Origin of the sequence: Myxococcus sp. XM-1-1-1, assembly GCF_020037095.1 — a bacterium.
Classification (GTDB): Bacteria; Myxococcota; Myxococcia; order Myxococcales; family Myxococcaceae; genus Myxococcus; species Myxococcus fulvus.
Map to the genome: position 1 here is coordinate 153,668 of NZ_JAIQDH010000022.1, position 20,000 is coordinate 173,667.

The 20,000-nt window shown below is 70.5% G+C and carries 19 protein-coding genes; 8 read left to right on the forward strand and 11 right to left on the reverse strand.

Features of this window, described 5'->3' with window-relative positions; translation table 11 throughout:
• Positions 1-86: 86 nt before the first annotated feature.
• On the forward strand, positions 87-1,130 hold the full coding sequence (locus tag K8640_RS33300) for an SDR family oxidoreductase (RefSeq protein ID WP_223750752.1): 1,044 nt from the start codon (positions 87-89) through the stop codon (positions 1,128-1,130).
• 97 nt (positions 1,131-1,227) lie between these two features.
• Positions 1,228-2,337: an MBL fold metallo-hydrolase gene (locus K8640_RS33305; RefSeq protein WP_223750753.1), complete on the forward strand. Its 1,110-nt coding sequence runs from the start codon at positions 1,228-1,230 to the stop codon at positions 2,335-2,337.
• Between the two features lie 3 nt (positions 2,338-2,340).
• Here K8640_RS33305 and K8640_RS33310 read toward each other — a convergent pair whose 3' ends face one another.
• The gene (locus K8640_RS33310; RefSeq protein ID WP_223750754.1) at positions 2,341-3,696 is read right to left on the reverse strand and encodes a hypothetical protein; all 1,356 of its coding nucleotides are present in this window, start codon (positions 3,694-3,696) and stop codon (positions 2,341-2,343) included.
• Positions 3,697-4,083: 387 nt separating this feature from the next.
• Positions 4,084-5,025 (reverse strand): LysR family transcriptional regulator, encoded by a 942-nt coding sequence (locus tag K8640_RS33315; protein WP_223750755.1) that lies wholly within the window; start codon positions 5,023-5,025, stop codon positions 4,084-4,086.
• A gap of 106 nt (positions 5,026-5,131) precedes the next feature.
• Between K8640_RS33315 and K8640_RS33320 the strand changes: the two genes are divergently transcribed.
• The 3 genes from K8640_RS33320 to K8640_RS33330 all read left to right on the forward strand — a co-directional run bounded on the left by K8640_RS33320 (position 5,132) and on the right by K8640_RS33330 (position 8,728).
• Positions 5,132-6,859, forward strand: coding sequence for an alkaline phosphatase family protein (locus K8640_RS33320; RefSeq protein WP_223750756.1), 1,728 nt, complete (start codon positions 5,132-5,134; stop codon positions 6,857-6,859).
• Between the two features lie 399 nt (positions 6,860-7,258).
• A complete protein-coding gene (locus tag K8640_RS33325) occupies positions 7,259-7,822 on the forward strand; it encodes a regulatory protein RecX (protein ID WP_046716438.1) in 564 nt (187 codons plus the stop codon).
• A gap of 129 nt (positions 7,823-7,951) precedes the next feature.
• On the forward strand, positions 7,952-8,728 hold the full coding sequence (locus tag K8640_RS33330; RefSeq protein ID WP_223750757.1) for an alpha/beta fold hydrolase: 777 nt from the start codon (positions 7,952-7,954) through the stop codon (positions 8,726-8,728).
• A gap of 3 nt (positions 8,729-8,731) precedes the next feature.
• On the opposite strand, the gene K8640_RS33335 is transcribed toward K8640_RS33330, so the two are convergent.
• A complete protein-coding gene (locus K8640_RS33335) occupies positions 8,732-9,643 on the reverse strand; it encodes a LysR family transcriptional regulator (RefSeq protein ID WP_223750758.1) in 912 nt (303 codons plus the stop codon).
• Positions 9,644-9,733: 90 nt separating this feature from the next.
• Here K8640_RS33335 and K8640_RS33340 point away from each other — a divergent pair, with 90 nt between their 5' ends.
• Positions 9,734-10,849, forward strand: coding sequence for an aldo/keto reductase (locus K8640_RS33340; protein ID WP_223750759.1), 1,116 nt, complete (start codon positions 9,734-9,736; stop codon positions 10,847-10,849).
• Between the two features lie 3 nt (positions 10,850-10,852).
• Here K8640_RS33340 and K8640_RS33345 read toward each other — a convergent pair whose 3' ends face one another.
• The 7 genes from K8640_RS33345 to K8640_RS33375 all read right to left on the reverse strand — a co-directional run bounded on the left by K8640_RS33345 (position 10,853) and on the right by K8640_RS33375 (position 17,274).
• Positions 10,853-11,443, reverse strand: coding sequence for a Uma2 family endonuclease (locus K8640_RS33345; RefSeq protein ID WP_223750760.1), 591 nt, complete (start codon positions 11,441-11,443; stop codon positions 10,853-10,855).
• Between the two features lie 49 nt (positions 11,444-11,492).
• The gene (locus K8640_RS33350) at positions 11,493-12,083 is read right to left on the reverse strand and encodes a Uma2 family endonuclease (RefSeq protein WP_223750761.1); all 591 of its coding nucleotides are present in this window, start codon (positions 12,081-12,083) and stop codon (positions 11,493-11,495) included.
• A 64-nt stretch (positions 12,084-12,147) separates the two neighbouring features.
• Positions 12,148-12,885, reverse strand: a complete 738-nt coding sequence (locus K8640_RS33355; RefSeq protein ID WP_046716433.1) for an SDR family oxidoreductase — start codon at positions 12,883-12,885, stop codon at positions 12,148-12,150.
• A gap of 24 nt (positions 12,886-12,909) precedes the next feature.
• Positions 12,910-14,301, reverse strand: coding sequence for an FAD-binding oxidoreductase (locus K8640_RS33360; protein WP_223750762.1), 1,392 nt, complete (start codon positions 14,299-14,301; stop codon positions 12,910-12,912).
• Between the two features lie 13 nt (positions 14,302-14,314).
• A complete protein-coding gene (locus K8640_RS33365) occupies positions 14,315-15,760 on the reverse strand; it encodes a UbiA family prenyltransferase (protein ID WP_223750763.1) in 1,446 nt (481 codons plus the stop codon).
• A 75-nt stretch (positions 15,761-15,835) separates the two neighbouring features.
• On the reverse strand, positions 15,836-16,879 hold the full coding sequence (locus tag K8640_RS33370) for a methyltransferase (RefSeq protein ID WP_223750764.1): 1,044 nt from the start codon (positions 16,877-16,879) through the stop codon (positions 15,836-15,838).
• Positions 16,880-16,890: 11 nt separating this feature from the next.
• A complete protein-coding gene (locus K8640_RS33375) occupies positions 16,891-17,274 on the reverse strand; it encodes an MXAN_6627.5 family MYXO-CTERM protein (protein WP_141326516.1) in 384 nt (127 codons plus the stop codon).
• A 114-nt stretch (positions 17,275-17,388) separates the two neighbouring features.
• Between K8640_RS33375 and K8640_RS33380 the strand changes: the two genes are divergently transcribed.
• Positions 17,389-18,717, forward strand: coding sequence for a response regulator (locus tag K8640_RS33380; RefSeq protein WP_223750765.1), 1,329 nt, complete (start codon positions 17,389-17,391; stop codon positions 18,715-18,717).
• Between the two features lie 73 nt (positions 18,718-18,790).
• Here K8640_RS33380 and K8640_RS33385 read toward each other — a convergent pair whose 3' ends face one another.
• Positions 18,791-19,438: a hypothetical protein gene (locus K8640_RS33385; RefSeq protein WP_223750766.1), complete on the reverse strand. Its 648-nt coding sequence runs from the start codon at positions 19,436-19,438 to the stop codon at positions 18,791-18,793.
• A 57-nt stretch (positions 19,439-19,495) separates the two neighbouring features.
• On the opposite strand from K8640_RS33385, the gene K8640_RS33390 reads away from it, so the two are divergent.
• Positions 19,496-19,996, forward strand: a complete 501-nt coding sequence (locus K8640_RS33390; protein ID WP_223750767.1) for a hypothetical protein — start codon at positions 19,496-19,498, stop codon at positions 19,994-19,996.
• Positions 19,997-20,000: the final 4 nt, after the last annotated feature.

Here is a 20,000-nt window from a genome sequence, read left to right on the forward strand (position 1 = left end):
CCAGCCTCCTTGCCCGCCCGTTCATCTTGACAGTGTTCAGACCGGCCTTTATTTGAACATCGTTCACATTAACGGGGAGCCGCTGGATGCGCGCATTCGTCACGGGCAGCACGGGGCTGTTGGGCAACAACGTGGTGCGGGCGTTGGTGGCGGGGGGGCACACGGTGCGGGCGCTGGCGCGCTCGCCGGCGAAGGCGCGCCAGGTGCTCGGTGGGCTGTCCGGTGTGGAGGTGGTGGAAGGGGACATGTTGGACGTGAAGGGCTTCGCGGCCGCGCTGGACGGTTGTGACGTGGTCATCCACACGGCGGCGTACTTCCGCGAATACTACGCGGCGGGAGACCACTGGCCGAAGCTGTATGCCATCAACGTGACGGCCACGGTGGCGCTGGCGGAGGAGGCCCAGCAGCGCGGGGTGAAGCGCTTCGTGGACATCAGCTCCTCGGGCACGGTGGGCGCCAAGGCGGACGGCTCGCCCGGGGACGAGTCGACGCCGCCCGCGGCGCTGCTCGCCGGCAACCTCTACTTCAAGAGCAAGGTGGAGTCGGAGCGCGAGCTCAACGCCTTCAGCGCGCGCACGGGCATGGACGTGGTCTACATCCTGCCGGGGTGGATGTTCGGTCCCGGGGACGCGGGGCCCACCGCCGCGGGGCAGCTCATCCTGGACCTGGCCGCGGGGAAGATGCCGGCCCTGCTCGAGGGGGGCTCGTGCCTGGTGGACGCGCGCGACGTGGCCGAGGCCACCGTGGTGGCGGCCCAGAAGGGACGCTCGGGGGAGCGCTACCTGGTGGGCGGCGAGTTCGTGGACCTGGGCACGCTGACGCGGACGATTGAGGCGGTGTCGGGCATCCCCGCGCCGCGCAGGGTGCTGCCCCACGCGCTGGCGCTGATGTTGGGCGCGCTGGGGCAGACGTGGGCCCGGCTGACGGGGGGCGAGACGGCGCTGACGGTGGAGGGGGTGCGCGTGATGCGCGCGAAGCTGCGGGTGGACTCGTCCAAGGCGAAGCGGGAGCTGGGGGTGCGCTTCCGCCCGCTGGAGCAGACGCTGCGCGACACGGTGGACTGGCTGCGTGAGCACAAGCCCCAGATGGCGTCCGCCGCGAAGCGTCCTCGGGTGGCCACGTCCTCCTGAAGAGTCCTGCGCGGCCGCGTGCCCGCCATTACGATGGAGACCCGCCCTCGCCCTGACCGGAGGGCGTGGCCGTTGGCTTCGATGGAGCGTCGCCCCCATGCCCCAGGCGTCCCTGGCCCGTTGGTTTCCCTCGTCGACCGCCCTGTGGGGCCTGCTCGCCTGCGCGCCGCTCGTGGGCGGCTGCCTCTTCGCGGGCCCCAGCCACCGGGGGCCGCCGATGGCGCATTTCGACGGGGAGAAGTTCCAGAACATCGGTGACGCGCCGATGCTGTCGGCGTCCGAGCTGATTGGCGCGGCGCTGAAGGAGCCTCGCGGCGCGTGGCGCGAGTACGAGGACCTTCCCCCCGGCAGGCCCCCGCCCGAGCGCGTGGGCCCGGGCAAGCTCAAGGTCACGCTCATCAACCACGCCACCGTGCTCATCCAGGCGGACGGGGTGAATGTGCTGACGGACCCCATCTACTCGGAGCGGCCCAGCCCGGTGCCGTGGGTGGGGCCCAAGCGGGTGCACCCGCCGGGCATCCGCTTCGAGGACCTGCCGCCCATCGACGTGGTGGTGGTGAGCCACAACCACTACGACCACATGGACCTGCCCACGCTGCGCAGGCTGGAGGCGGCGCACCAGCCGCGCTTCATCGTCGGGCTGGGCAACAAGGCGCTCCTGGATGACGAGGGGTTCCGGCACGTGGAGGAGCTGGACTGGTGGCAGGCCACGCGGGTGACGCCGGAGGTGTCGGTGACGGCGGTGCCCGCGCAGCACCGCTCGAACCGGGGGCTCACGGACCAGGCGGAGACGCTGTGGGCCGGGTACGTGGTGTCGACCACGGGCGGGCCGGCGTTCTTCGCGGGGGACACGGGCTTCGGTCCGCACTTCGCGATGATGGCCGCGCGCTTCGGGCCCATGCGGCTGTCGGTGTTGCCGATCGGGGCCTACCGGCCGCGCGTGCTCCACACGGTGCACATGGGGCCGCGCGAGGCGCTGGATGCGCACAAGGTGCTCGGCTCCTCCACGTCCGTGGCCATGCACCACAACACCTTCCCCATGGCCTTCGACGGGCAGGACGAGGCGAAGTTCCTGCTGTTGCGGCTGCTCGCGCGCGAGGAGGTGCGCCCGCGCTTCTGGGCGCTGGGCTTCGGCGAGGGGCGCTTCGTGGAGCCCCTGCCCCGGACGCCCGCCGCGGTGGCGAGCGTGTGCCCGGCGGAGCGGTAGGCGTCAGCGGTTGTAGGGCTTCTCCTGCACCCAGTGGAAGCCGCGTCCGCGCAGCTCGAAGTTCGAGATGTCCACCTGCTTGAGTCGAACGTGGACCTTCGCGCCGTCGACCTCGCCCTCGAGCACGAAGTGCTCCGCATCCGGCGTCTCGCGCTGGAGGGTGGCCACGGGCTTGGCGTCGTCGCCCCGTCCCGACATGAGGAGGATGGACTTGCCGGCCTCGCCCTCCTTCACGGGGAAGTAGCGGCGCACGTCATTCATCAGCCGGGCGGCCACCACATTGCGGCCGACGGACACGGCGCGCCAGCGATGCGGGTCCGTCAGCAGGGGCGGGAGCTCCTGGCCGTCCCGGGTGAAGGACTCGACCTTGTAGAGGCCTCCGAAGGGTGGCGGGGGCGCGCCGTCACCCCACTGGGTGTAGCGCTCGTGGCCCCTGGTGATGTTGTTGTGGAGCAGCCAGCCGATGAAGAGGACCTTCACGGCTCGGGAGGCCCAGAGGACGCGCGGGGAGAGGGTGAAGGGGAGCTCGAGGGACGCGGGCTGGGTGGCGCGGTTGAGGACGAAGACGTTGGCGAGCCGGCGCAGGTCCGGCAGCGTGAGGAAGACGGCGAAGAGCAGGAGCTGGGTGGAGTAGAGCTTGACGGGGACGTCGTAGAAGAAGTTCAGCGCGACGACGTTGGACATGACGCCGATGACCACCAGCGCTCCGAGCGTGGTGGTGCGACGGGCGAGCAGCAGCAGGCCGCCCAGCACCTCGGCGCCTCCGGTGAAGAGGTTGTAGCCGGGGGAGTGGCCCATGAAGGTCCACAACAGGCCCATGGGGGAGAAGTCGCCGAGGGACTGGGTGAGCCGCTCGACGGACGCCATGGGGAACTGCGACTTGAAGACCTTGGAGAAGCCGTAGCCCAGCATGGGGACGGCCAGCAGGTAGCGCACGTAGAGGTGCAGCAGGGCGTGGGCCTTCTCGTAGCGCGGACGCCGCCGGTCGACGAGGGACCACACGCCGGTCGCGACGAGGGCGAGCGCGAGGAAGACGGCGGTCTGGGCATAGTCGATGGCCTTGTCGCCGCTGCCCGTCTGCGCGAGAGAGAGCTCGCCCTGGTAGCCGGCCACGTTGCGGGTGACCCAGGGGACCACGAGGTTCCAGAAGTCGGAGATGGCCTCGGAGATGGGCTCGCCGATGACGGGGACGACGTACACCGGGAAGGGGAAGGCGTAGAGGAGGACGTAGGCGCAGACGAAGCGGAAGCCGAGCCGCTTCGCCAGGCTCCACGGAGGAAGGGACGGCTCGGGCGCGACGGTGGGCGTCACGGGCGCGACGGGCTCGGGCGCGGAAGGGACGGGGGCGGCGGTGGTCATGGCGGCCTCGGGCCGCCGAGCGTAGCCAGGGGCGTCGCGCGGACTCAAAAGGTGGTTGTCCGGTGGGGTGACGCGACGCGTGGTGAACGAGCGGTTGCGGGGGCTGGGGCGTCGGCGGTCACGTGGGTTCGGAGTGGTGGAGGACGTCGGCGCTCACGAGGGGTTGCATCGACGGTGTGGCATCGACGCGGCTTGCCTGAGGTGCCTTCGGGACCTCACGGGCGCAGCTCCGTCGTCGAGCGCGAGTGGTGCGTCATCGACGCGGCTTGTCCGAGGTGCCTTGTGAACCCCGCGCGTGAGGCTTCGTCGTCGAGAGCGAGCGGTGCGTTGGCGCGATGCGGCGGGGCGTCTCGCCAGAGACCGCCGTCCCTGCTCGGTCGGACCCCTTCAGCGAGCGGAGCGTCGTGTGGGGCGGCGACGCGGCTGGCTTCGAGGCGCGGCGGTCAGGGGCTTCTCGCCCTCGGTGCGCAGGGCGTCGATGAGCCGGAGCGCCGAGGGGTTCTCGGGCGCGTTCGCCCGTTGCACGGAGTAGATGAGGTTGGTGACCTGCTTGCGGCCGGGCGCGGGGGCGATGACGACAGTGCCCTGGCGCGCGGCCTGGGCGACGCAGTGGTCGGGGAGGATGGACCAGCCGTGGCCGGCGGCCACCGTGCCCACCACCTCCTCCAGCTCCTCGAAGTGGTACGTGCCGCGCATCGAGCGGGGCTGTCGTCCGTAGTGTCCCTCGAACCACTTGCCGAAGACGTACTCGCACTCGTCATAGGTGACGAAGGTCAGGTCCTCGAAGGCCTCGAGCCGCGGGAAGGTCTTCCCCTTGGCGCCAGGGGGCCCGACGAGCACGAGCTGTTCTCGCCACACGGGCGCGGTGAGCAGGCGGCTGGACACATGGGGCAGGTAGACGAAACCCACGTCACAGGCGCCGTCCTCCAGGGACTCGAAGACCTGTTCGGCCGTGGGGAAGCGCAGGGAGTATGGGGCCGCGAGTCGCTGACGGGCGAGCAGGGGATAGAGCACGTAGCGACCGAAGCCGCTCACGGAGGCGATGCGCAGGGGCTCGGCGGGTGCGTCACCGGTCCGCAGTCCGCGCGCGAGTCGGCCGAACTCGTCGAAGAAGCGCTCGCACAGGGCATGCAGCTTCGCGCCCGCGTCGGTGAGGGTGAGCGTGCGCGTGGTGCGGTCGAAGAGCACGGTGCCGAGCTGCTCCTCGAGCTGACGCACCTGGTAGCTCACCGCGGGCTGGGTACGGTGGAGCACGGTCGCCGCGCGACTGAAGCCGCGCTCCCGGCTCACGACGAAGAAGGTCTGGAGATAGCGAGGGTCCAGGTCCATCCAACCATTCTATGGGATTCATCCAGTCTATCCATTGGATGGATGAGGGCCGTGGCTCGCAGGATGCCTTCCACGCCGCGGTGCTCGCGGTGGTGGAGGCGGAACCATGGCGGCTTCGTTGAGTCGGGTGCTCATGTCGGTCGGCTGTCTGCTGGGGGCGCTGGGCTCCGGAGCGGGGCAGGCGCGGGAGTCGGAGCTGTCCTCGGGCAGGGTGGGGAGGCGGCAGGTGGCGCCGCCGCGGGGTGGCTCGCGGCCGGTGGTGTCGCCGGGCGAGGAGGTGGGGGCGAGGCCGTCGCTGGTGGTGTTCCTGGTGTTCGATGGACTTCGCTACGACGACCTGGAGCGCTGGCGTCACCGCATGGGGCCGGACGGTTTCCGTCGGCTCCTGGAGGGTGGCACCGTCTTCGATGCCGCGCGCTATCCGTACGCGACGACGAAGACGTGTCCGGGGCACGCGACGCTCGCGACAGGGGCGCTCCCCGGAGCGCACGGCATCATCTCGAACGAGTGGTACGAGCGGGAGACGGGCGCGGACGTGAGCTGTGTTCGGGACCCGGCCAGCCCGCCGCTCGATGACCCGAAGGGGAAGGGGGTGTCGCCCTGGCGGCTGCGGGTGGCGACGTTGGGAGACCGCTTGCTGGAGACGCACGGTGGCTCCTCGCGCGTGGTGTCGGTGTCACTGAAGGACCGCGCGGCCATCATGCTGGGCGGGCAGCGCGGGCAGGCGTACTGGTGGGGCGCGAAGGGCTTCACCACGAGCCGTCACCATGCGCGCGAGCTGCCGACCTGGGTGTCCGAGTTCAATCAGGCCCTGGGCTCGCGGAGGGGAGGCGCGTGGGCACGGAGTGCGGAGGCGTCCGTGTATGGCTCGCTGGGCCCGGATGATGACGCGCGCGAGCGCCCGCCCGAGGGACTGGGGCGGACGTTCCCCCATCCGCTGACCACGGAGGAGGCGTTCCTGTACACGCCGCTGGGGGCGGAGACGTTGTTCGAGCTCGCGCTCGCGGGAGTGAAGGCGGAGCAGCTGGGCAAGCGCCCCGGTGCGAGGGACTTGCTGGCCATCGGCATGTCGAGCGTGGACGTGGTGAGCCACAGCTTCGGGCCGGAGAGTCACGAGACGGTGGACATGCTCCTTCGGTTGGACCGGGCGCTGGCCGTGTTCCTGGAGGCGATGGACCGCGAGGTGGGGTTGTCGAAGGTGTTGGTCGCGATGAGCGCGGACCACGGGATGGCACCCGCGCCGGCGCGAGCCGAGCAGCGGTTGCCGGCGGAGACGGTGACGCGCGCGGTGGACGCGGCGATGGATGGGGCCTTCGGCGCGGAGGACTGGGTGGAGGCGTTCATCGCGCCGCACCTGTATCTGCGACAGGCGCGGTTGAAGGCGCGGGGAGTGTCGCTGGAGAAGGCGGCCGAGGTGGCGAAGAAGGCGGCGCGCGCCGTGCCGGGAATCGCGGAGGTGGTGTCCGCGGCGGATGTGCGCGCGGACCGGGCGGAGGGGTTCGCCCGGAGGGTGCGACAGGAGTACGTGCCCGCGCGCTCGGGAGAGCTGGTGCTCATCGCGGACCCGCATGTGCTGCTCGCGCCGGATGACGACCATGCGAGCACGCACGGGACGCCCTACGAGTACGACACGCACGTGCCGCTCATCCTCTACGGCCAGGGGCTGCCCGCCGTGCGACATGGGCGCGCCGTGACGCCACTGGACCTGGCGCCCACGCTGGCCTCCTGGCTGGGCGTGACGCTGCCGGAGGCCTCGGGGCTGCCGCTCTGTGAGGCGCTGCCCCCACGCGCAGGCACGCCCGCTTCGTGCTCGGAGCCTGCGGCTACACGGTGATGCGAGGGGCTCGCGGTGATGCTGAAGCCACCGTGAGGCGCTGCCCCCACGAATCGGCACGCCTGCTTCATGTTCGTAGCGCGCGGCCAGGCCGTGATGCGGGGAGTGTTCGCGGCGGTGCTCCAGGCCCTGTGACTCCGCAGGCCCGCTCTCCCGCTGATGCTCCACGCCAGGTGGAAGAAAGAGGGCTTGTGGTGGTGGTGCTCGAGGGGCAGTGACTTCGCGGGTCCGCCAGGAGGCCCGCCCTCCTGCGATGGCGCGCTGGGGCTCGGGAGCCGCCATCACGCGTCCTCGGCCGTGGAGGGGCGGACGGGGGCCTGCTCGTCCGCCCGCCCTCGTTTCGCTGGGGGTATCACCCGAGCGGCGTCTTCGTCGGACCGCCCTGATAGATAGGGCGGCGTGGAAGACGACCGGACCGGACAGGACAGCAGGCCCCCGAGGAAGCAGAAGCGACCCCGGAAGGTGTCCGCTCGCTACCTGGAGAACGCGGCGCTGCACTACTTGAAGCGCTACGCCTCCACGGTGAGCCAGCTCAAGCGCGTGCTGGTGCGCCGCGTGGACCGCTCGGTGAAGGAGCACGGCGGGGACCGCGCGGAGGCGCTCGGGTGGATTGACGCGCTCACGCAGAAGCTCATCCGCAACGGCCTCATCAACGATGACGCCTACGCGGGCATGAAGGCGCAGTCGCTGCGCGCGGCCGGGCGCAGCACGCGGGTGATTGCGCAGAAGCTGCGGATGAAGGGCGTGGCCGCGGACCTGGTGCAGCGCAAGCTGGCGCAGGCCACCGCGGAGGTCTCCGACGAGGACGCCGCGCGCATCTGGGCCCGGAAGAAGCGCCTGGGCCCCTTTCGCAAGAACCTGGCGACGCGCGAGGAGAACCGTCAGAGGGATTTGGCCTCCCTGGCGCGCGCGGGCTTCTCGTTCGGGATTGCGAAGAAGATCATCGACGGGTCGCTCGACTGAGCATGGCCGTGCGCGGCCCGTGATGCCGTGAAGCAGTTTTGCGCGAAAGAACGAAGCTATCAAGTCGCGCCGCGTTCCCGTACGTCCCCGCGCGACCGGAATGTCTCCGGTCACGCACGGGGGCATGGGATGAACGCGACGCGAGAGACGCGCACAGTCACGCTGGAGGACCTGCGGCTGCACTGCACGCTGCTGGGCGAGGGGCCTCCGTTGCTCCTCCTTCACGGCTTCACCGGTGCGGGCGAGGACTGGGGCCACGTGTTCGACCTGGACGCGCTGGCCCGTGAGTACCGGCTCGTCATCCCCGACCTGCGAGGCCACGGCCGGAGCCACAATCCCTCGGAGGACTTCACCACGCGCCAGTGCGCGACGGATGTCCTCGCGCTCCTGGACGCGCTGGGCATCGAGCGGTGCCGAGCCATCGGGATGAGCCTGGGTGGCAACACGCTGCTTCACGTCGCCACGCGAGCACCCGCGCGCGTGGAGCGGATGGTGCTGGTCTCCAGCACGCCGTACTACCCCGCGTCGGCCCGCCGCATCATGGCGACCTACACGGATGCGTCGCGCTCGGAGGCGGAGTGGGCGGACCTGCGCTCGAAGCACGTACACGGAGACGCGCAGATTCGAGCCCTGTGGCGACATGTCCGAGGCTTCGCGGACAGCTTCGATGACATGAGCTTCACGCCGCCGCACCTGGGAACGGTGCGCGCGCCGACGCTGCTCGTCCAGGGAGACCAGGACCCGCTCTATCCGGTGGAGCTGACGGTGGAGCTGCACCGCTCCATTCCGGAGTCCCGCTTGTGGGTCGTCCCCGGTGAAGGCCATGTCCCGCTCTTCGGGGCGTGGCGTGAGGTCTTCGTCCGCACGGCGCTGGCGTTCCTTTCGGGGCCGACGCCCACGGGGTGAGCCTCAGGCGCGTGTGGGCGTGGGAAGCATCTTCCGCGCGAGCGCGACGAAGGCCTTCAGCGCGGGTGAGGCGCGAGCCCGGTGGGGGTAGTACAGGAAGAGGCCCGGGACGGAGGGTGCCCAGTCTTCCATCACGGCCCGCAGCGTCCCCTCGCGCAACGCCGGGGTGAGCTCCGGCTCGGCGAGGTACGCCAGGCCCACGCCCGCCACGGCCATGCGCCGCGTGAACTGCGAGTCGTCCGTGACGAGCGGCCCCTTCACCGCGATGCGCAGCTGCTTGCGCCCGCGCTCCAGCTCCCAGTGGTACGGCAGGCCCGTGGTGGGGGCGCGGTAGCCGATGCACTCGTGCTGCGCCAGGTCCGCGGGGCGCGTCGGCGTCCCATGCTTCTTCAGGTAGGCCGGCGAGCCGACGATGAGGAAGCGGAAGGAGGGCGACAGGCGCAGCTGCACCATGTCGCGCTCCACGGACTCCGTCAGCCGCAGTCCCGCGTCGAGCCCCTCCGTCACGATGTTCACGAACCGGTCCGTGACCCGGACGTCGACGCGGACATGGGGGTGCTCCTGGATGAAGCGGGGGATGACAGGCTCGATGACGGTGGCGAGCCCCATCACGGGCACCGTGAGCCGGAGCGTGCCGCTGATTTCGGACACGTCCGCGGACAGGTGCTCCAGCGCGCCCAGCGCCGACTCCAGTCCTGGCCCCGCGCGCTCCAGCAGGCGCTGCCCCATGTCCGTGAGCGACACGCTGCGCGTGGTGCGGGAGAGCAGGGCGCCGCCCACGCGCTCCTCCAGCATGCGCACCGTCTGGCTCACCGCGGAGGTGGAGACGCGAAGCTCCTTTCCCGCGCGCGTGAAGCTCTTGTGCCGGGCGACGGCGACGAACGCGGCGAGCTCGTTCAGGGGTGTCAGGGCCATTGTGAAGCCATCCTAAACAGTGTTTGCGATTCCAGTCTCTTCTCGAAAAAGCCCGTGGGCGGCAGTTTGAGGTCATCCACGGAGGCACGCATGACGACGACGAACCGCATCGACACGCTGTCGAGGTACCACCTGCTGGGCCGCTCGGGCCTGCGGGTGAGCCCGCTCGCGCTGGGGGCCATGACATTCGGCACGGAGTGGGGTTGGGGCAGCCCCAAGGACACGGCGCACCGGCTGCTGGCCCGCTACCTGGAGGCGGGCGGCAACTTCATCGACACGGCGGATGGGTACACGGGCGGCACGAGCGAGGCGTTCATCGGGGACTACTTCGCGGAGCACGGCGGACGGGACAGCGCCGTCATCGCGACGAAGTTCACCGTGAACACGATTCCCGGGGACCCGAACGCGGGCGGCAATGGGCGCAAGAACCTCCGGCGCTCGCTGGAGGCGTCGCTGCGTCGGTTGAAGACGGACTACGTGGACCTGTACTGGCTGCACGCGTGGGACGGAATCACGCCGCTCGAGGAGGTGATGTCCACGATGACGGACCTCGTGCGCTCGGGGAAGGTCCGCTACATCGGGCTCTCGGACGTGCCGGCCTGGTACTTCGCGCGGGCGCAGACGCTGGCGGAGAAGGAGGGGTGGGAGCGGGTGGCCGCGTTGCAGCTCGAGTACTCGCTGGTGGAGCGCAACATCGAGCGCGAGCACATCCCGGCCGCGTTGCAGCTGGGCGCGAGCATCACGCCGTGGAGTCCGCTGGCCTCGGGGTTGTTGTCGGGCAAGTACACGCGGGAGCGCGGCGTGGTGAAGGGGGATGGGCGCGTGGCGGCCATCCAGGGGGGAGGGAACCCGGGCTTCGAGAAGCTCTTCACGGAGCGCAACTGGGGCATCGTGGAGGCGCTGCTGGAGGTGGCGCGGGAGCTGGACAGGCCGCCGGCGCAGGTGGCGCTGGCGTGGGTGACGCGGCGGCCGGGCGTGGCGTCGACCATCATCGGGGCGACGAAGCCGGAGCAGCTGGAGGCGAACCTGCGCGCGCTGGACGTGGTGATTCCGGAGGCGCAGGCGGCGAAGCTGGAGGCGGCGAGCCGTCCGGAGCTCGTCCACCCGTACCACTTCTTCGAGAACGAGTTCTTCACCAGCGGCATGTTCACGGGAGGCACGTCCGTGCGAGCGGAGCCCACGTGGTTCCGCCCGGCGGCGCGCTGAGCCTCAAGGCATGGGACGCTGGAGCGAGCGCCACAGCCAGCTCCAGCGCAGCGGCAGGTCCTCGAAGGGCGGGACGCGGATGAGGTCCTCGTGCTCGTGATGGACGGCCACCTCGCTCCAGTGGCCCTCGCGCAGCTCGCTCACGGTGAGCGTGCGCGCCTCCAGGTCGATGAGCCACAGGTGGCGGATTCCGAGCCTCGCGTAGAACGGACGCTTGATGCGCACGTCGTACGAGCGGGTGGACGGCGACAGGATCTCACAGACCCAGTCGGGCACGGTGGTCCACTGTCGCTCGGGGAGCGTGGGGACGCGCTCGCGTCGCCAGCCGGCGAGGTCGGGGATGAACTCGGGAGAGCCCTCGGCCTGGATGCCGGGCTCGACCATGAGCCACCAGCCGCCCGGGCCGGGATTGCCGAGCTGGAAGGGACCATCCAGCTCGCCGAAGAGTCTCAAGCCCAGATACACATGTCCGCCCCCGGGGCGGGCATGCGTGTACAGCGCACCATCGATGATCTCGCCCACGACGCCCTCGGGCAGCGCCTCGATGTCGGCGAGGGTCGCGACCCCCTCTGTTTCGCGTTTGCCGTAGGCCATGCCCCGAGTGTGGAGATAGCAGAGTCGTCTGACAAGCCGACGTGGGAGGCTATGTCCCGGAGGTGGGCTCCAGGAGCGGCCAGAGCTCGCCGAGCCTCAACTCGAGGTCCTCGAACGGAGGCACTCGGATGACGTCCTCATCGCAGTAGGTCCCGACCTCCACCCACTGTCCCTCGCGCAGCTCGCTCACCAGCAAGGTGCGTGCGTCCAGGTCGATGAACCACAGATGCTTGATGCCTATCCGCGCGTAGAAGGGGCGCTTGATGCGCAGGTCGTAGGCGCGCGTCGATGGCGACAGGACTTCACAGGCCCAGTCGGGCGCGACGAGCCACGAGCCCGTCGGAATCCTCGCCACCCGGTCCTTCCTCCACCCCGCGACATCCGGAATGAACTCAGGAGAGCCCTCCAGTCGGATACCGGGCTCCACTTGAATCCACCAACCTCCAGGCCCACCTCGCCCCTGCTGGAAGGGCCCTCGGAGTGCGGCAAACAGGCCGCCCAGCGTGTCCATATGCCCAGCACGCGGCTGGGCATGCACATACAACGTTCCCTCGATGATCTCGCCCACGACGCCCTCGGGCAGAGCCTCGATGTCGGCGAGGGTCGCGACACCCTCTGTTTCGCGTTTGCCGTAGGCCATGCCCCGAGTGTGGAGATAGCAAAGCCGTCTGACAAGCAGCGCCGCTCCCGGCGTCCGTTTACAGCTAGAGCTTCAACTTCTTGAACACGGATTCCGGGATGCTCTTGATGATGAGCATGATGAGCGCCCAGATGCCGGGGACGTAGACCTCGTTCTTGCGCCCGTCCGCCGCGCTCAGGAGTCCGCGCGCCACCTTCTCCGGCGAGGCGAACAGCTTGTTCTTCGGGATGTGCGCCGTCATCGGCGTGTCCACGAAGCCGGGCTTCACCGTCACCACCGCCACGTTGGACTTCGCCAGCCGGTTGCGCAGGCCCTGGAGGAACACGTTCAGCGCGCCCTTCGACGCGCCGTACACGTAGTTGCTCTGCCGGCCGCGGTCTCCCGCCACCGACGAAATCACCACCAGCGTGCCCGCCTTCTGCGCCTCGAAGCGGTTCGCCAGCGCCGTCAGGAGCGACACCGCGCTCAGGAAGTTGGTGCGCAGCACCGCCTCCGTCGCCGCCCACGAGCGCTGCGCCTCCGTCTGGTCTCCCAGCACCCCGTGCGCCAGCACCACGCCGTCCAGCCCGCCCAGCGCCTGGAACGCCCCGTCCACCAGCGCCTCGTGCGCGCTGAAGTCATTCAGGTCGAGCGCCTTCGACTCCACCTTCGCGGCGCCCCGCGTGGCGGCATCCTTCGCCACCGCGTCCAGGTTCTCCACGTTGCGGCCCACCAGGTACAGCGAGGCACCGCGCGCGGCGAGCAGTCTCACCGTCGCCTGGGCAATGGCGCTGGTGGCGCCGAGGACGAGCACTTTCTTCATGGGGCTTGGAATCTCGAAGAGGGGTCAGCGAAGCGCAAGCAGGGATTGCGGCGCGGCGGCTCCGCCCTTCCGCTCCGACTCCAGCGAGAAGGGCAGGGCCACCGGGTTCATCCGCCGCCAGAAGGACGAGGAGAAGGCCGGGTCGATGTAGCCCGAGAACTCCGCGCGGCGCGGGAAGTACGCCGCGAAGCTCTCCGGGCTCATCCGCGCGTCCTTCGCCGGATACACCGCGCCGCCCGCCTCGCGCGTGAGCTTGTCCAGGTCCTCCACCAACCGGTACGTCTTCTCCCCCCGGTTGGCGAAGTCCATGGCCAGCGTCACGCCCTGGCGCGGGAAGGACAGCCACCCCGGCGAGGGGATGTCACCGAAGGTCTTCAACACCGACAGGAAGCTGGGCAGCGCGCCGCGCGAGCTGCGCTCCAGGATTTCCTTCAGCGCGTCGCGCGCCGTCGCGTACGGCACCACGCACTGGAACTGGAGGAAGCCACGCCGGCCGTAGATGCGGTTCCAGCCATAGATGGCATCCAGCGGATAGAAGAACGGGTCGTAGTGCGTCAGCCGCTGCTTCGGCTTGCCGTTCTGCCGGTGGAAGTACAGCCAGTTGAACGCCGACACCGACAGCCGGTTGAGGCAGAACGCCGGCATGTCCATGGGCACCGCCAGCCCCATGCCGTGCGACAGGTGGCTCTTCGCCAACGGCAGCCGGTCGAACTGCGGCGGCGCGAAGTTGCCCCGGTAGAGCAGCCCGCGCCCCAGCTTCCGGCCCCGCGCCAGGCAGTCCACCCACGCCATGGTGAACTCGTGGTCCGCCTCGGACTCGCGCGCCACGACCAGGAACTCATCCAGGTTCCCGAAGGGCACCGTCTCCTGCAACACGAACGGGTTGCTGATGGGCTTGAGCTGCACCTCCGCCCACGTGACGAGCCCGGTGAGCCCCAGGCCCCCAATCGTCGCCCCGTACCAATCCGGGTTCTCGTCCGGCGCGCACACCCGGCGGCTGCCATCCGAGCGCAAGAGCTCGAAGCGGCGCACGTACCGGCCGAACGTCCCGCCACGGTGGTGGTTCTTGCCGTGCACGTCGTTGGCGATGGCGCCGCCCACCGTCACGTACTTGGTGCCCGGCGTCACCGGCAGGAACCAGCCGCGCGGCACCGCCAGACGCAAGAGCGTGTCCAGCGACACGCCCGCCTCGCAGCGCACCACGCCCGTCGCCGCGTCGAACGCGATGAGCCGGTCCAGCCCGGAGGTGAGCAGCAGCGTGCCGCCCCCGTTCAGACACGAGTCGCCATAGCTGCGCCCCAGCCCGTGCGGCAGCACCGCGCCGGACACCTCGGGCAGCGCGTCCGAGCGCCACGTCAGCGCGTGCGTGCGCTGCTCGACTCGGGGATAGCGTCCCCAGGACTCCAGTGCCTTCATCGCGCAAGCCCTCTCACGTGGCCGCCCACAGCACCAGGGCCGCGACCAGCCCCACCGCGTAGCTCACCCGGTCCCTCAGCGCGAAGACGAGCGGGTCCTCGTTCACCTGCCCGCGATGCGCCAGCACCCAGATGCGGCCCACCCAGTACAGCATCACCGGGCACAAGAGCCACAGCCGCTCGGGGTGGTCGTAGTACACCGTCACCTCCTTCGAGGTGATGTACAGCGCCAGCACCAGCACCGACACCTGGCCCGCCGCCGCGCCCAGGCTGGCCAGCTGCTCGTAGTCCTGCGCCAGGTAGCCTCGCCCGTGCGCGGAGGTCTCGTTGGACAGCCGCAGCCTGCGCACCTCGGACAGCCGCTTCACCAGCGCCAGCGACAGGAACAGGAACATGCTGAACATCAACAACCAGCTCGACGTGGGCACGCCCACCGCCAGCGAGCCGCCGAAGATGCGCACCGTGTACAGGCCCGCCAGCACCAGCACGTCCAGCATCACCACCTGCTTGAGCCGCAGCGAGTACGCCAGGGTCAGCGCGTAGTACGTCGCCAGGAGCGCCGCGAAGGCGGGCGGCAACAACAGACACACCGCCGCGCCCGCCAGCAGCAACAGGGGCGCCATCACCACCCCCACGCTCACCGGCAGCGTGCACGCCGCGAACGGGCGGTTCTTCTTCGTCGGGTGCCGCCGGTCGGAGTCCAAATCCAGCAGGTCATTGAGCACGTACACGCTGGACGCGCACAGGCTGAACGCCACGAAACCCAACACCGCCTTGAGCAGCAGGTCCGGCGACGCGGCCTTGTGCGCGGCGAGCAGCGGCACGAACACCAGCGCGTTCTTCGCCCACTGGTGCACGCGCAGCGCCTTCACCCAGACGCGGGGGCTCGTCCTCGGCTTCTCGAAGACGCGGTGCACCGCGCGCCCCAGCCCGTGCGCCTGCTTCAGCACGCCCGAGGGCGCGTGCACCACCACCACCTGCCGCGACTCGCGCCACAAGGGCACGTCCACCGCGTCGTTGCCCGCGTAGTCGAACGTGCCGAGCGACGCCTTCAGCTTCGCGAGCTTGCGCGCCCCGGACAGGTTCTCCCGGCCGTCGCTCGCGTGCACCTCGGCGAACAGCCCCAGGTGCGAGGCCACGGCCTGCGCGATGCGCTGGTCCGCCGCGGTGGCGAGCACCAGCCTGCGCCCTTTCGCCTTCTCCTCCTGGAGGAAGCCGAGCAGCTCCTCGTTATAGGGCAGCAGCGAGGCGTCCAGCGCGGCGCGCCGGGCCACCTCCGCCTTGAAGTACGCCTTGCCCTTGAGGACCCACAGGGGAAGGAGCAGCACCAGCCAGGGCGCGCGCTTGAAGAGGACGAGCAGGTTCTCGTGCAGCGTGTCGGTGCGCACCAGCGTCCCGTCGAGGTCGACGGCGAGCGCCACGTCTGGCGAATCAGCGGAGAGGGGAGTCTCGGGAACCATGGGCAACGGGAGGCGCAGGGTAGCCCATCGGCGCCTCCTCCAGGGGGCGGAAGGACGTGCCCGCCCGGACGAGACTCAGTCGAGCCGCGCCACGTGCAACGTCTGCAGGGGCAGGTGGCGGATGGGCCGGCTGCTCTCGATGCGATAGCCCGCGTCGTCCAGGAAGCCCTCCACCTCGGCGGGCGTGTACGCCGCCGCGCCCGACGTCACGAAGTAGTGCAGTCCGATGAGCGGCGCGGAGCTGGAGGGGTCCTGGATGTCCTCGCGCAGGTACTCGAGCACCGCCAGCGTCCCCTTGGGCGCCAGCGCCCCCCGGATGCGGCGCAGGAGCGCCACGTTCTGCGCGGGCGTCAGGTGGTGCATCACCTGGAACAGCAGCACCCCGTCATACGGGCCGCCCAGGTCCGAGGTGAGGATGTCCCCGGCCTGGTGGGTGACCAGGTGGCTCAGCCCCGCGCAGGCGATGATGTCCCGCCCCACGCGCACGCTGCCCTCCAGGTCCAGCACCGTCGCCTTCAGGCCCCGGTTGCGCCGGCACATCTCCGCCGCGAACCAGCCGTGCGCCCCGCCCAGATCCAAGAGCGTCTTCGCACCCCGGGGCAGGGGGATGGCGCTCGTCACCTCGGGGGCCGCCAGCCGGGCGAGCTGGTGCATGGCGTGGATGTAGTCACGCCAGCGCGGGTCCTCGGGGGCGAAGCCGTGGATGTCCACCGCCTCGCCCGTGCGCACCACGCCCTCCACCTGGCTCCACCAGTCCCACTGCGCGTAGTTGAACTCCAGGAACGCCCCCACGTACTGGGGCGAGCGCGGGTCCAGCCACCGCTTCGAGCGGGGCGCCAGCCGGTAGCGGCCGTCGCGCTGACGCTCCACCGCCTCACAGGCGATGAGGGCCTCCAGCAGCGAGCGCATCCCCTCGGGGGACAGCTTCAGCCGGGCGGCCAGCGCCTCGGAGGTCGCCGCGCCGTCCGCCAGCGCGCCGTACACCCCCAGCCGCACCCCCGCCATCAGCGTGCGCGAGGCCATCATCCCGAAGAAGGCATGGGCCAGGGGCTTGGGGGCCAGGTTGAGCCAGTCCGCCACGCGCTCCAGCAGGTTGTCCGCCTTGAGGCCCAGCCGCATGCACGCGTCCCCTATCCTCGGTTGCGCCGGGGCCGGGCCAGTCCGACCAGACCCACCAGCACCAGCGCACCCTCCGCGCCCATCAGACAGCCTACCTGCTCCGCCTTGCGCACACCCGTGTAACGGCACTTCCCGTCGTCACAGGTGAAGCGCGCCGAACAGTCGCCGCTGTGGCGGCAGACGGTGTTCACCCGCCCCGTGCCGTCCTCGCCCTCCGGGTTGTCCCGGTCCGGCCCGCCCTCGCCGGAGGAGGCGTCCGGCAGGGGGATGATGATGCCCCCGTCGGCGCCCGCGTCGTCGGCGGACCAGGCCCACGCGAGCGCGGGGGACACGAGGGACAGGCACGCCAGCAGACCGAGGGTCCGGGCACGGAACAGGTGACGGAGAGAGGCCATGACGGGGTCGTCACCCTAACCGCCCGGCGGCACAGATGCATCCACCGTGGAAAGGGGAGGCCGGGGGTAGATTGTCCCACCCCCTGGCTGGCATCTGGTAGCGTACGGCCCGCGATGGCCGCCCCCAGAATCCTCGTCGTCGATGACAACCCGGAGCTTCTCTCCCTCCTCACGCAGCTCTTCGAGGACGCGGGCTACGAGGTCGTCGGCGCCAGCCGCGGCAAGCAGGCCATCGAGGTGGCCAAGGCGAATCCCCCCGGCGCGGCCGTCTTGGACATCCTGCTGCCGGACATGATGGGCTATCCGCTGGCGGACGCGCTGCGCAAGGACAACCCGCAGCTGCCGCTGCTCTTCATCACCGGCGTCTTCAAGGGCGGCAAGCACGCGCTGGAGGCGCGCCAGAAGTACCAGGCGGCCGGCTACTTCGAGAAACCCTTCGAGGCGCAGAAGCTCCTGGAGGCCGTCACCAAGGTCCTCGCCCCCGAGAAGAAGGCCCCACCCGCGGGCTCGCTCCAGGACGCCTTCGAGGTGGAGCTGGACATCGACGTGGAGGAGGAGGGCCCCCAGGACGTCATGGAGCTGACGGGCCGCATCAAGGTGACGGGCGGCGGCAACATCACCGCGGAGATTCGCGGCGCCAACCTCACCGCCAGCCCCATGCAGAAGGTGCCGGCCACCCAGGTGCGGCCGCCCACGCCGGGCCGTCCCCCGGACCAGCCGCCCCCGGGCTCGGGCGCGCCGGGCAGCCGCCGGGGCGAGCTGAAGGACAACCTGCCCTCGCTGCTCACCGCCTACTACCTGTCCCGGGAGACGGGCGAGCTGGGCATCCAGAAGGGCAAGGTGAAGAAGGTCGTCTACTTCGAGAAGGGCATGCCCGTGTTCGCCCTCTCCAACCTGCTCGCGGACCGCTTCGGCCAGTTCCTGGTCCGCGTGGGGAAGATCAAGCCCGAGCAGCTCCAGGACGCCTCCGCCGTGGCGGGACAGACCAACCGCCGCACAGGCGACGTGCTGGTGGAGCGCGGGCTGCTCAAGGACACCGAGCGGCTGTACTACGTGGGCCAGCAGGTGAAGGCGGTCATCTACTCGCTCTTCGCCTGGGATGAAGCCACGTACGTGATGAGCTTCCGGGAGAAGGCCAGCGCGGAGTCCATCAAGCTGGACGTGCACCCCGGCAACCTCATCGTCCGCGGCATCAAGAAGCTCTACAAGCCGGAGCGCCTGCGTCGGCTGTTGCAGCCCGAGGACCGGCTCATCCCGGCGGTGGCTCCCTCGTACCAGTTCAACGAGGTGGAGCTGGAGCGGTGGGAGGCGGAGCTGCTGCCGAAGATCGACGGCATCCGCACGGTGGCGGAGCTGCTCGCGTTCGCCAACCGCCCCGAGCACGTCGTCTACGGGTTCCTGGTGGCGATGATGTCGCTGGGCATCCTGGAGAAGCGCTCGTAGGCCTCGTGGGCCCGGGCGTCGTCCTCGACGAGAGGGGACGCCCGTGGAGCCCCGAGGGAGTTTCGGGAGGTGCTCAGCCGCCCGTCAGGCGGGAGCCGATCCAGAACAGGCCGAGCGCGCCGGAGGCCAGCGCCACCGCGCGCTGGACCCAGGCGGTGATGCGCGCGTTGAGGCGGGTGAGGCCCTCGGCGAAGAGCAGTCCCACCGCGCCCATGCCGATGAGGATGCCCAGGGCGAAGCCGGGCAGGTAGGTCCACGCGGCCAGGCTCATGCTGCCGCCGACGAGCAGCGGGGGCAGGGCGAGCAGCAGCGAGCGCACGCCGCTGACGGCCATCAGCGCGCCGGCGGCGGTGCTGACGGTGTGCACGTGCTGGTGGGGCTCCTTCGCGTGGCCGGGCAGGTGGGGGTGGCCGTGGTCCAGGCTGTTGGGGAAGAGCAGGGCGGTGACGGCGAGCGCCACCAGCACGGCGCCGCCGAAGATTTCGGCCCAGCGCTCGAAGGTCTCCGAAAGGCCCACGCCGGCCAGCAGGCACACCGCGGCGATGCCGCCCAGCATGGCCGCGTGCCCCAGCGCGAAGCGGAAGGCGGTGATGATGGCCGCCTTGCGCCGGCCGCCGTTCAGGGTTCCGAGCGTCGCCACGGCGGCGCAATGGTCCGGCCCCACGGCATGGAGCAGGCCCTGGAACAGACCGAGCAGGAAGGCGAGGAGGATGGGCGGCACGGCCCGTCACCCTAGCCGCGCTTCCCTCCAGAGGCCAGCAGGAGGTACCTACGCAGCATGTGGACTGCCTTCCAGCGGCCTGCCGCCGCGCTCTCAATCCTCCTGTGCCTGGTGTTCTCCACCGGGTGTGACTCCGGCCCCGAGAAGCTGCGCGAGGCCGACGTGAAGTACCAGGCCCTGGTGGACCAGGGCGTGCGTCCCACGGACCCGGCCTGGGACGAGGTCGTCGCGGCGCTGGAGGCGGTGCCCAAGGACTCGCGCTCCCGTCCGGAAGCCGACAAGCGGCTGGCGGCCATCCGGGGCCTGCGGGGCAAGCTGCCCCCGCGTCCGCTGGCGACCCCGGGCGCGACGGGCCCCGGCACCGACGACTCCGACGCCAAGCGCGCCGCGTGCGAGGCGCTGGCGAAGAAGCTGGGCGTGGCGGATGACGCCGCGCGCGAGCCGCTGCAGGCGGCGTTGACGCAGTGTCAGAAGGAGCTGGTGCGCATCGAGTCGCACAGCCACCCGCCGGGGGAGCATGGCCACGAGCACGGCCATGAGGCGCCCGCGACGAAGTAGCGCG

Bases quoted from the DNA above. Each gene is read 5' to 3' on its own strand.
- K8640_RS33300 (WP_223750752.1), top strand. From the start codon at position 87: ATGCGCGCATTCGTCACGGGCAGCACGGGGCTGTTGGGCAACAACGTG.
- K8640_RS33305 (WP_223750753.1), top strand. From the start codon at position 1,228: ATGCCCCAGGCGTCCCTGGCCCGTTGGTTTCCCTCGTCGACCGCCCTG.
- K8640_RS33310 (WP_223750754.1), bottom strand. From the start codon at position 3,696: ATGACCACCGCCGCCCCCGTCCCTTCCGCGCCCGAGCCCGTCGCGCCC.
- K8640_RS33315 (WP_223750755.1), bottom strand. From the start codon at position 5,025: ATGGACCTGGACCCTCGCTATCTCCAGACCTTCTTCGTCGTGAGCCGG.
- K8640_RS33320 (WP_223750756.1), top strand. From the start codon at position 5,132: ATGGCGGCTTCGTTGAGTCGGGTGCTCATGTCGGTCGGCTGTCTGCTG.
- K8640_RS33330 (WP_223750757.1), top strand. From the start codon at position 7,952: ATGAACGCGACGCGAGAGACGCGCACAGTCACGCTGGAGGACCTGCGG.
- K8640_RS33335 (WP_223750758.1), bottom strand. From the start codon at position 9,643: ATGGCCCTGACACCCCTGAACGAGCTCGCCGCGTTCGTCGCCGTCGCC.
- K8640_RS33340 (WP_223750759.1), top strand. From the start codon at position 9,734: ATGACGACGACGAACCGCATCGACACGCTGTCGAGGTACCACCTGCTG.
- K8640_RS33345 (WP_223750760.1), bottom strand. From the start codon at position 11,443: ATGGCCTACGGCAAACGCGAAACAGAGGGGGTCGCGACCCTCGCCGAC.
- K8640_RS33350 (WP_223750761.1), bottom strand. From the start codon at position 12,083: ATGGCCTACGGCAAACGCGAAACAGAGGGTGTCGCGACCCTCGCCGAC.
- K8640_RS33355 (WP_046716433.1), bottom strand. From the start codon at position 12,885: ATGAAGAAAGTGCTCGTCCTCGGCGCCACCAGCGCCATTGCCCAGGCG.
- K8640_RS33360 (WP_223750762.1), bottom strand. From the start codon at position 14,301: ATGAAGGCACTGGAGTCCTGGGGACGCTATCCCCGAGTCGAGCAGCGC.
- K8640_RS33365 (WP_223750763.1), bottom strand. From the start codon at position 15,760: ATGGTTCCCGAGACTCCCCTCTCCGCTGATTCGCCAGACGTGGCGCTC.
- K8640_RS33370 (WP_223750764.1), bottom strand. From the start codon at position 16,879: ATGCGGCTGGGCCTCAAGGCGGACAACCTGCTGGAGCGCGTGGCGGAC.
- K8640_RS33375 (WP_141326516.1), bottom strand. From the start codon at position 17,274: ATGGCCTCTCTCCGTCACCTGTTCCGTGCCCGGACCCTCGGTCTGCTG.
- K8640_RS33380 (WP_223750765.1), top strand. From the start codon at position 17,389: ATGGCCGCCCCCAGAATCCTCGTCGTCGATGACAACCCGGAGCTTCTC.
- K8640_RS33390 (WP_223750767.1), top strand. From the start codon at position 19,496: ATGTGGACTGCCTTCCAGCGGCCTGCCGCCGCGCTCTCAATCCTCCTG.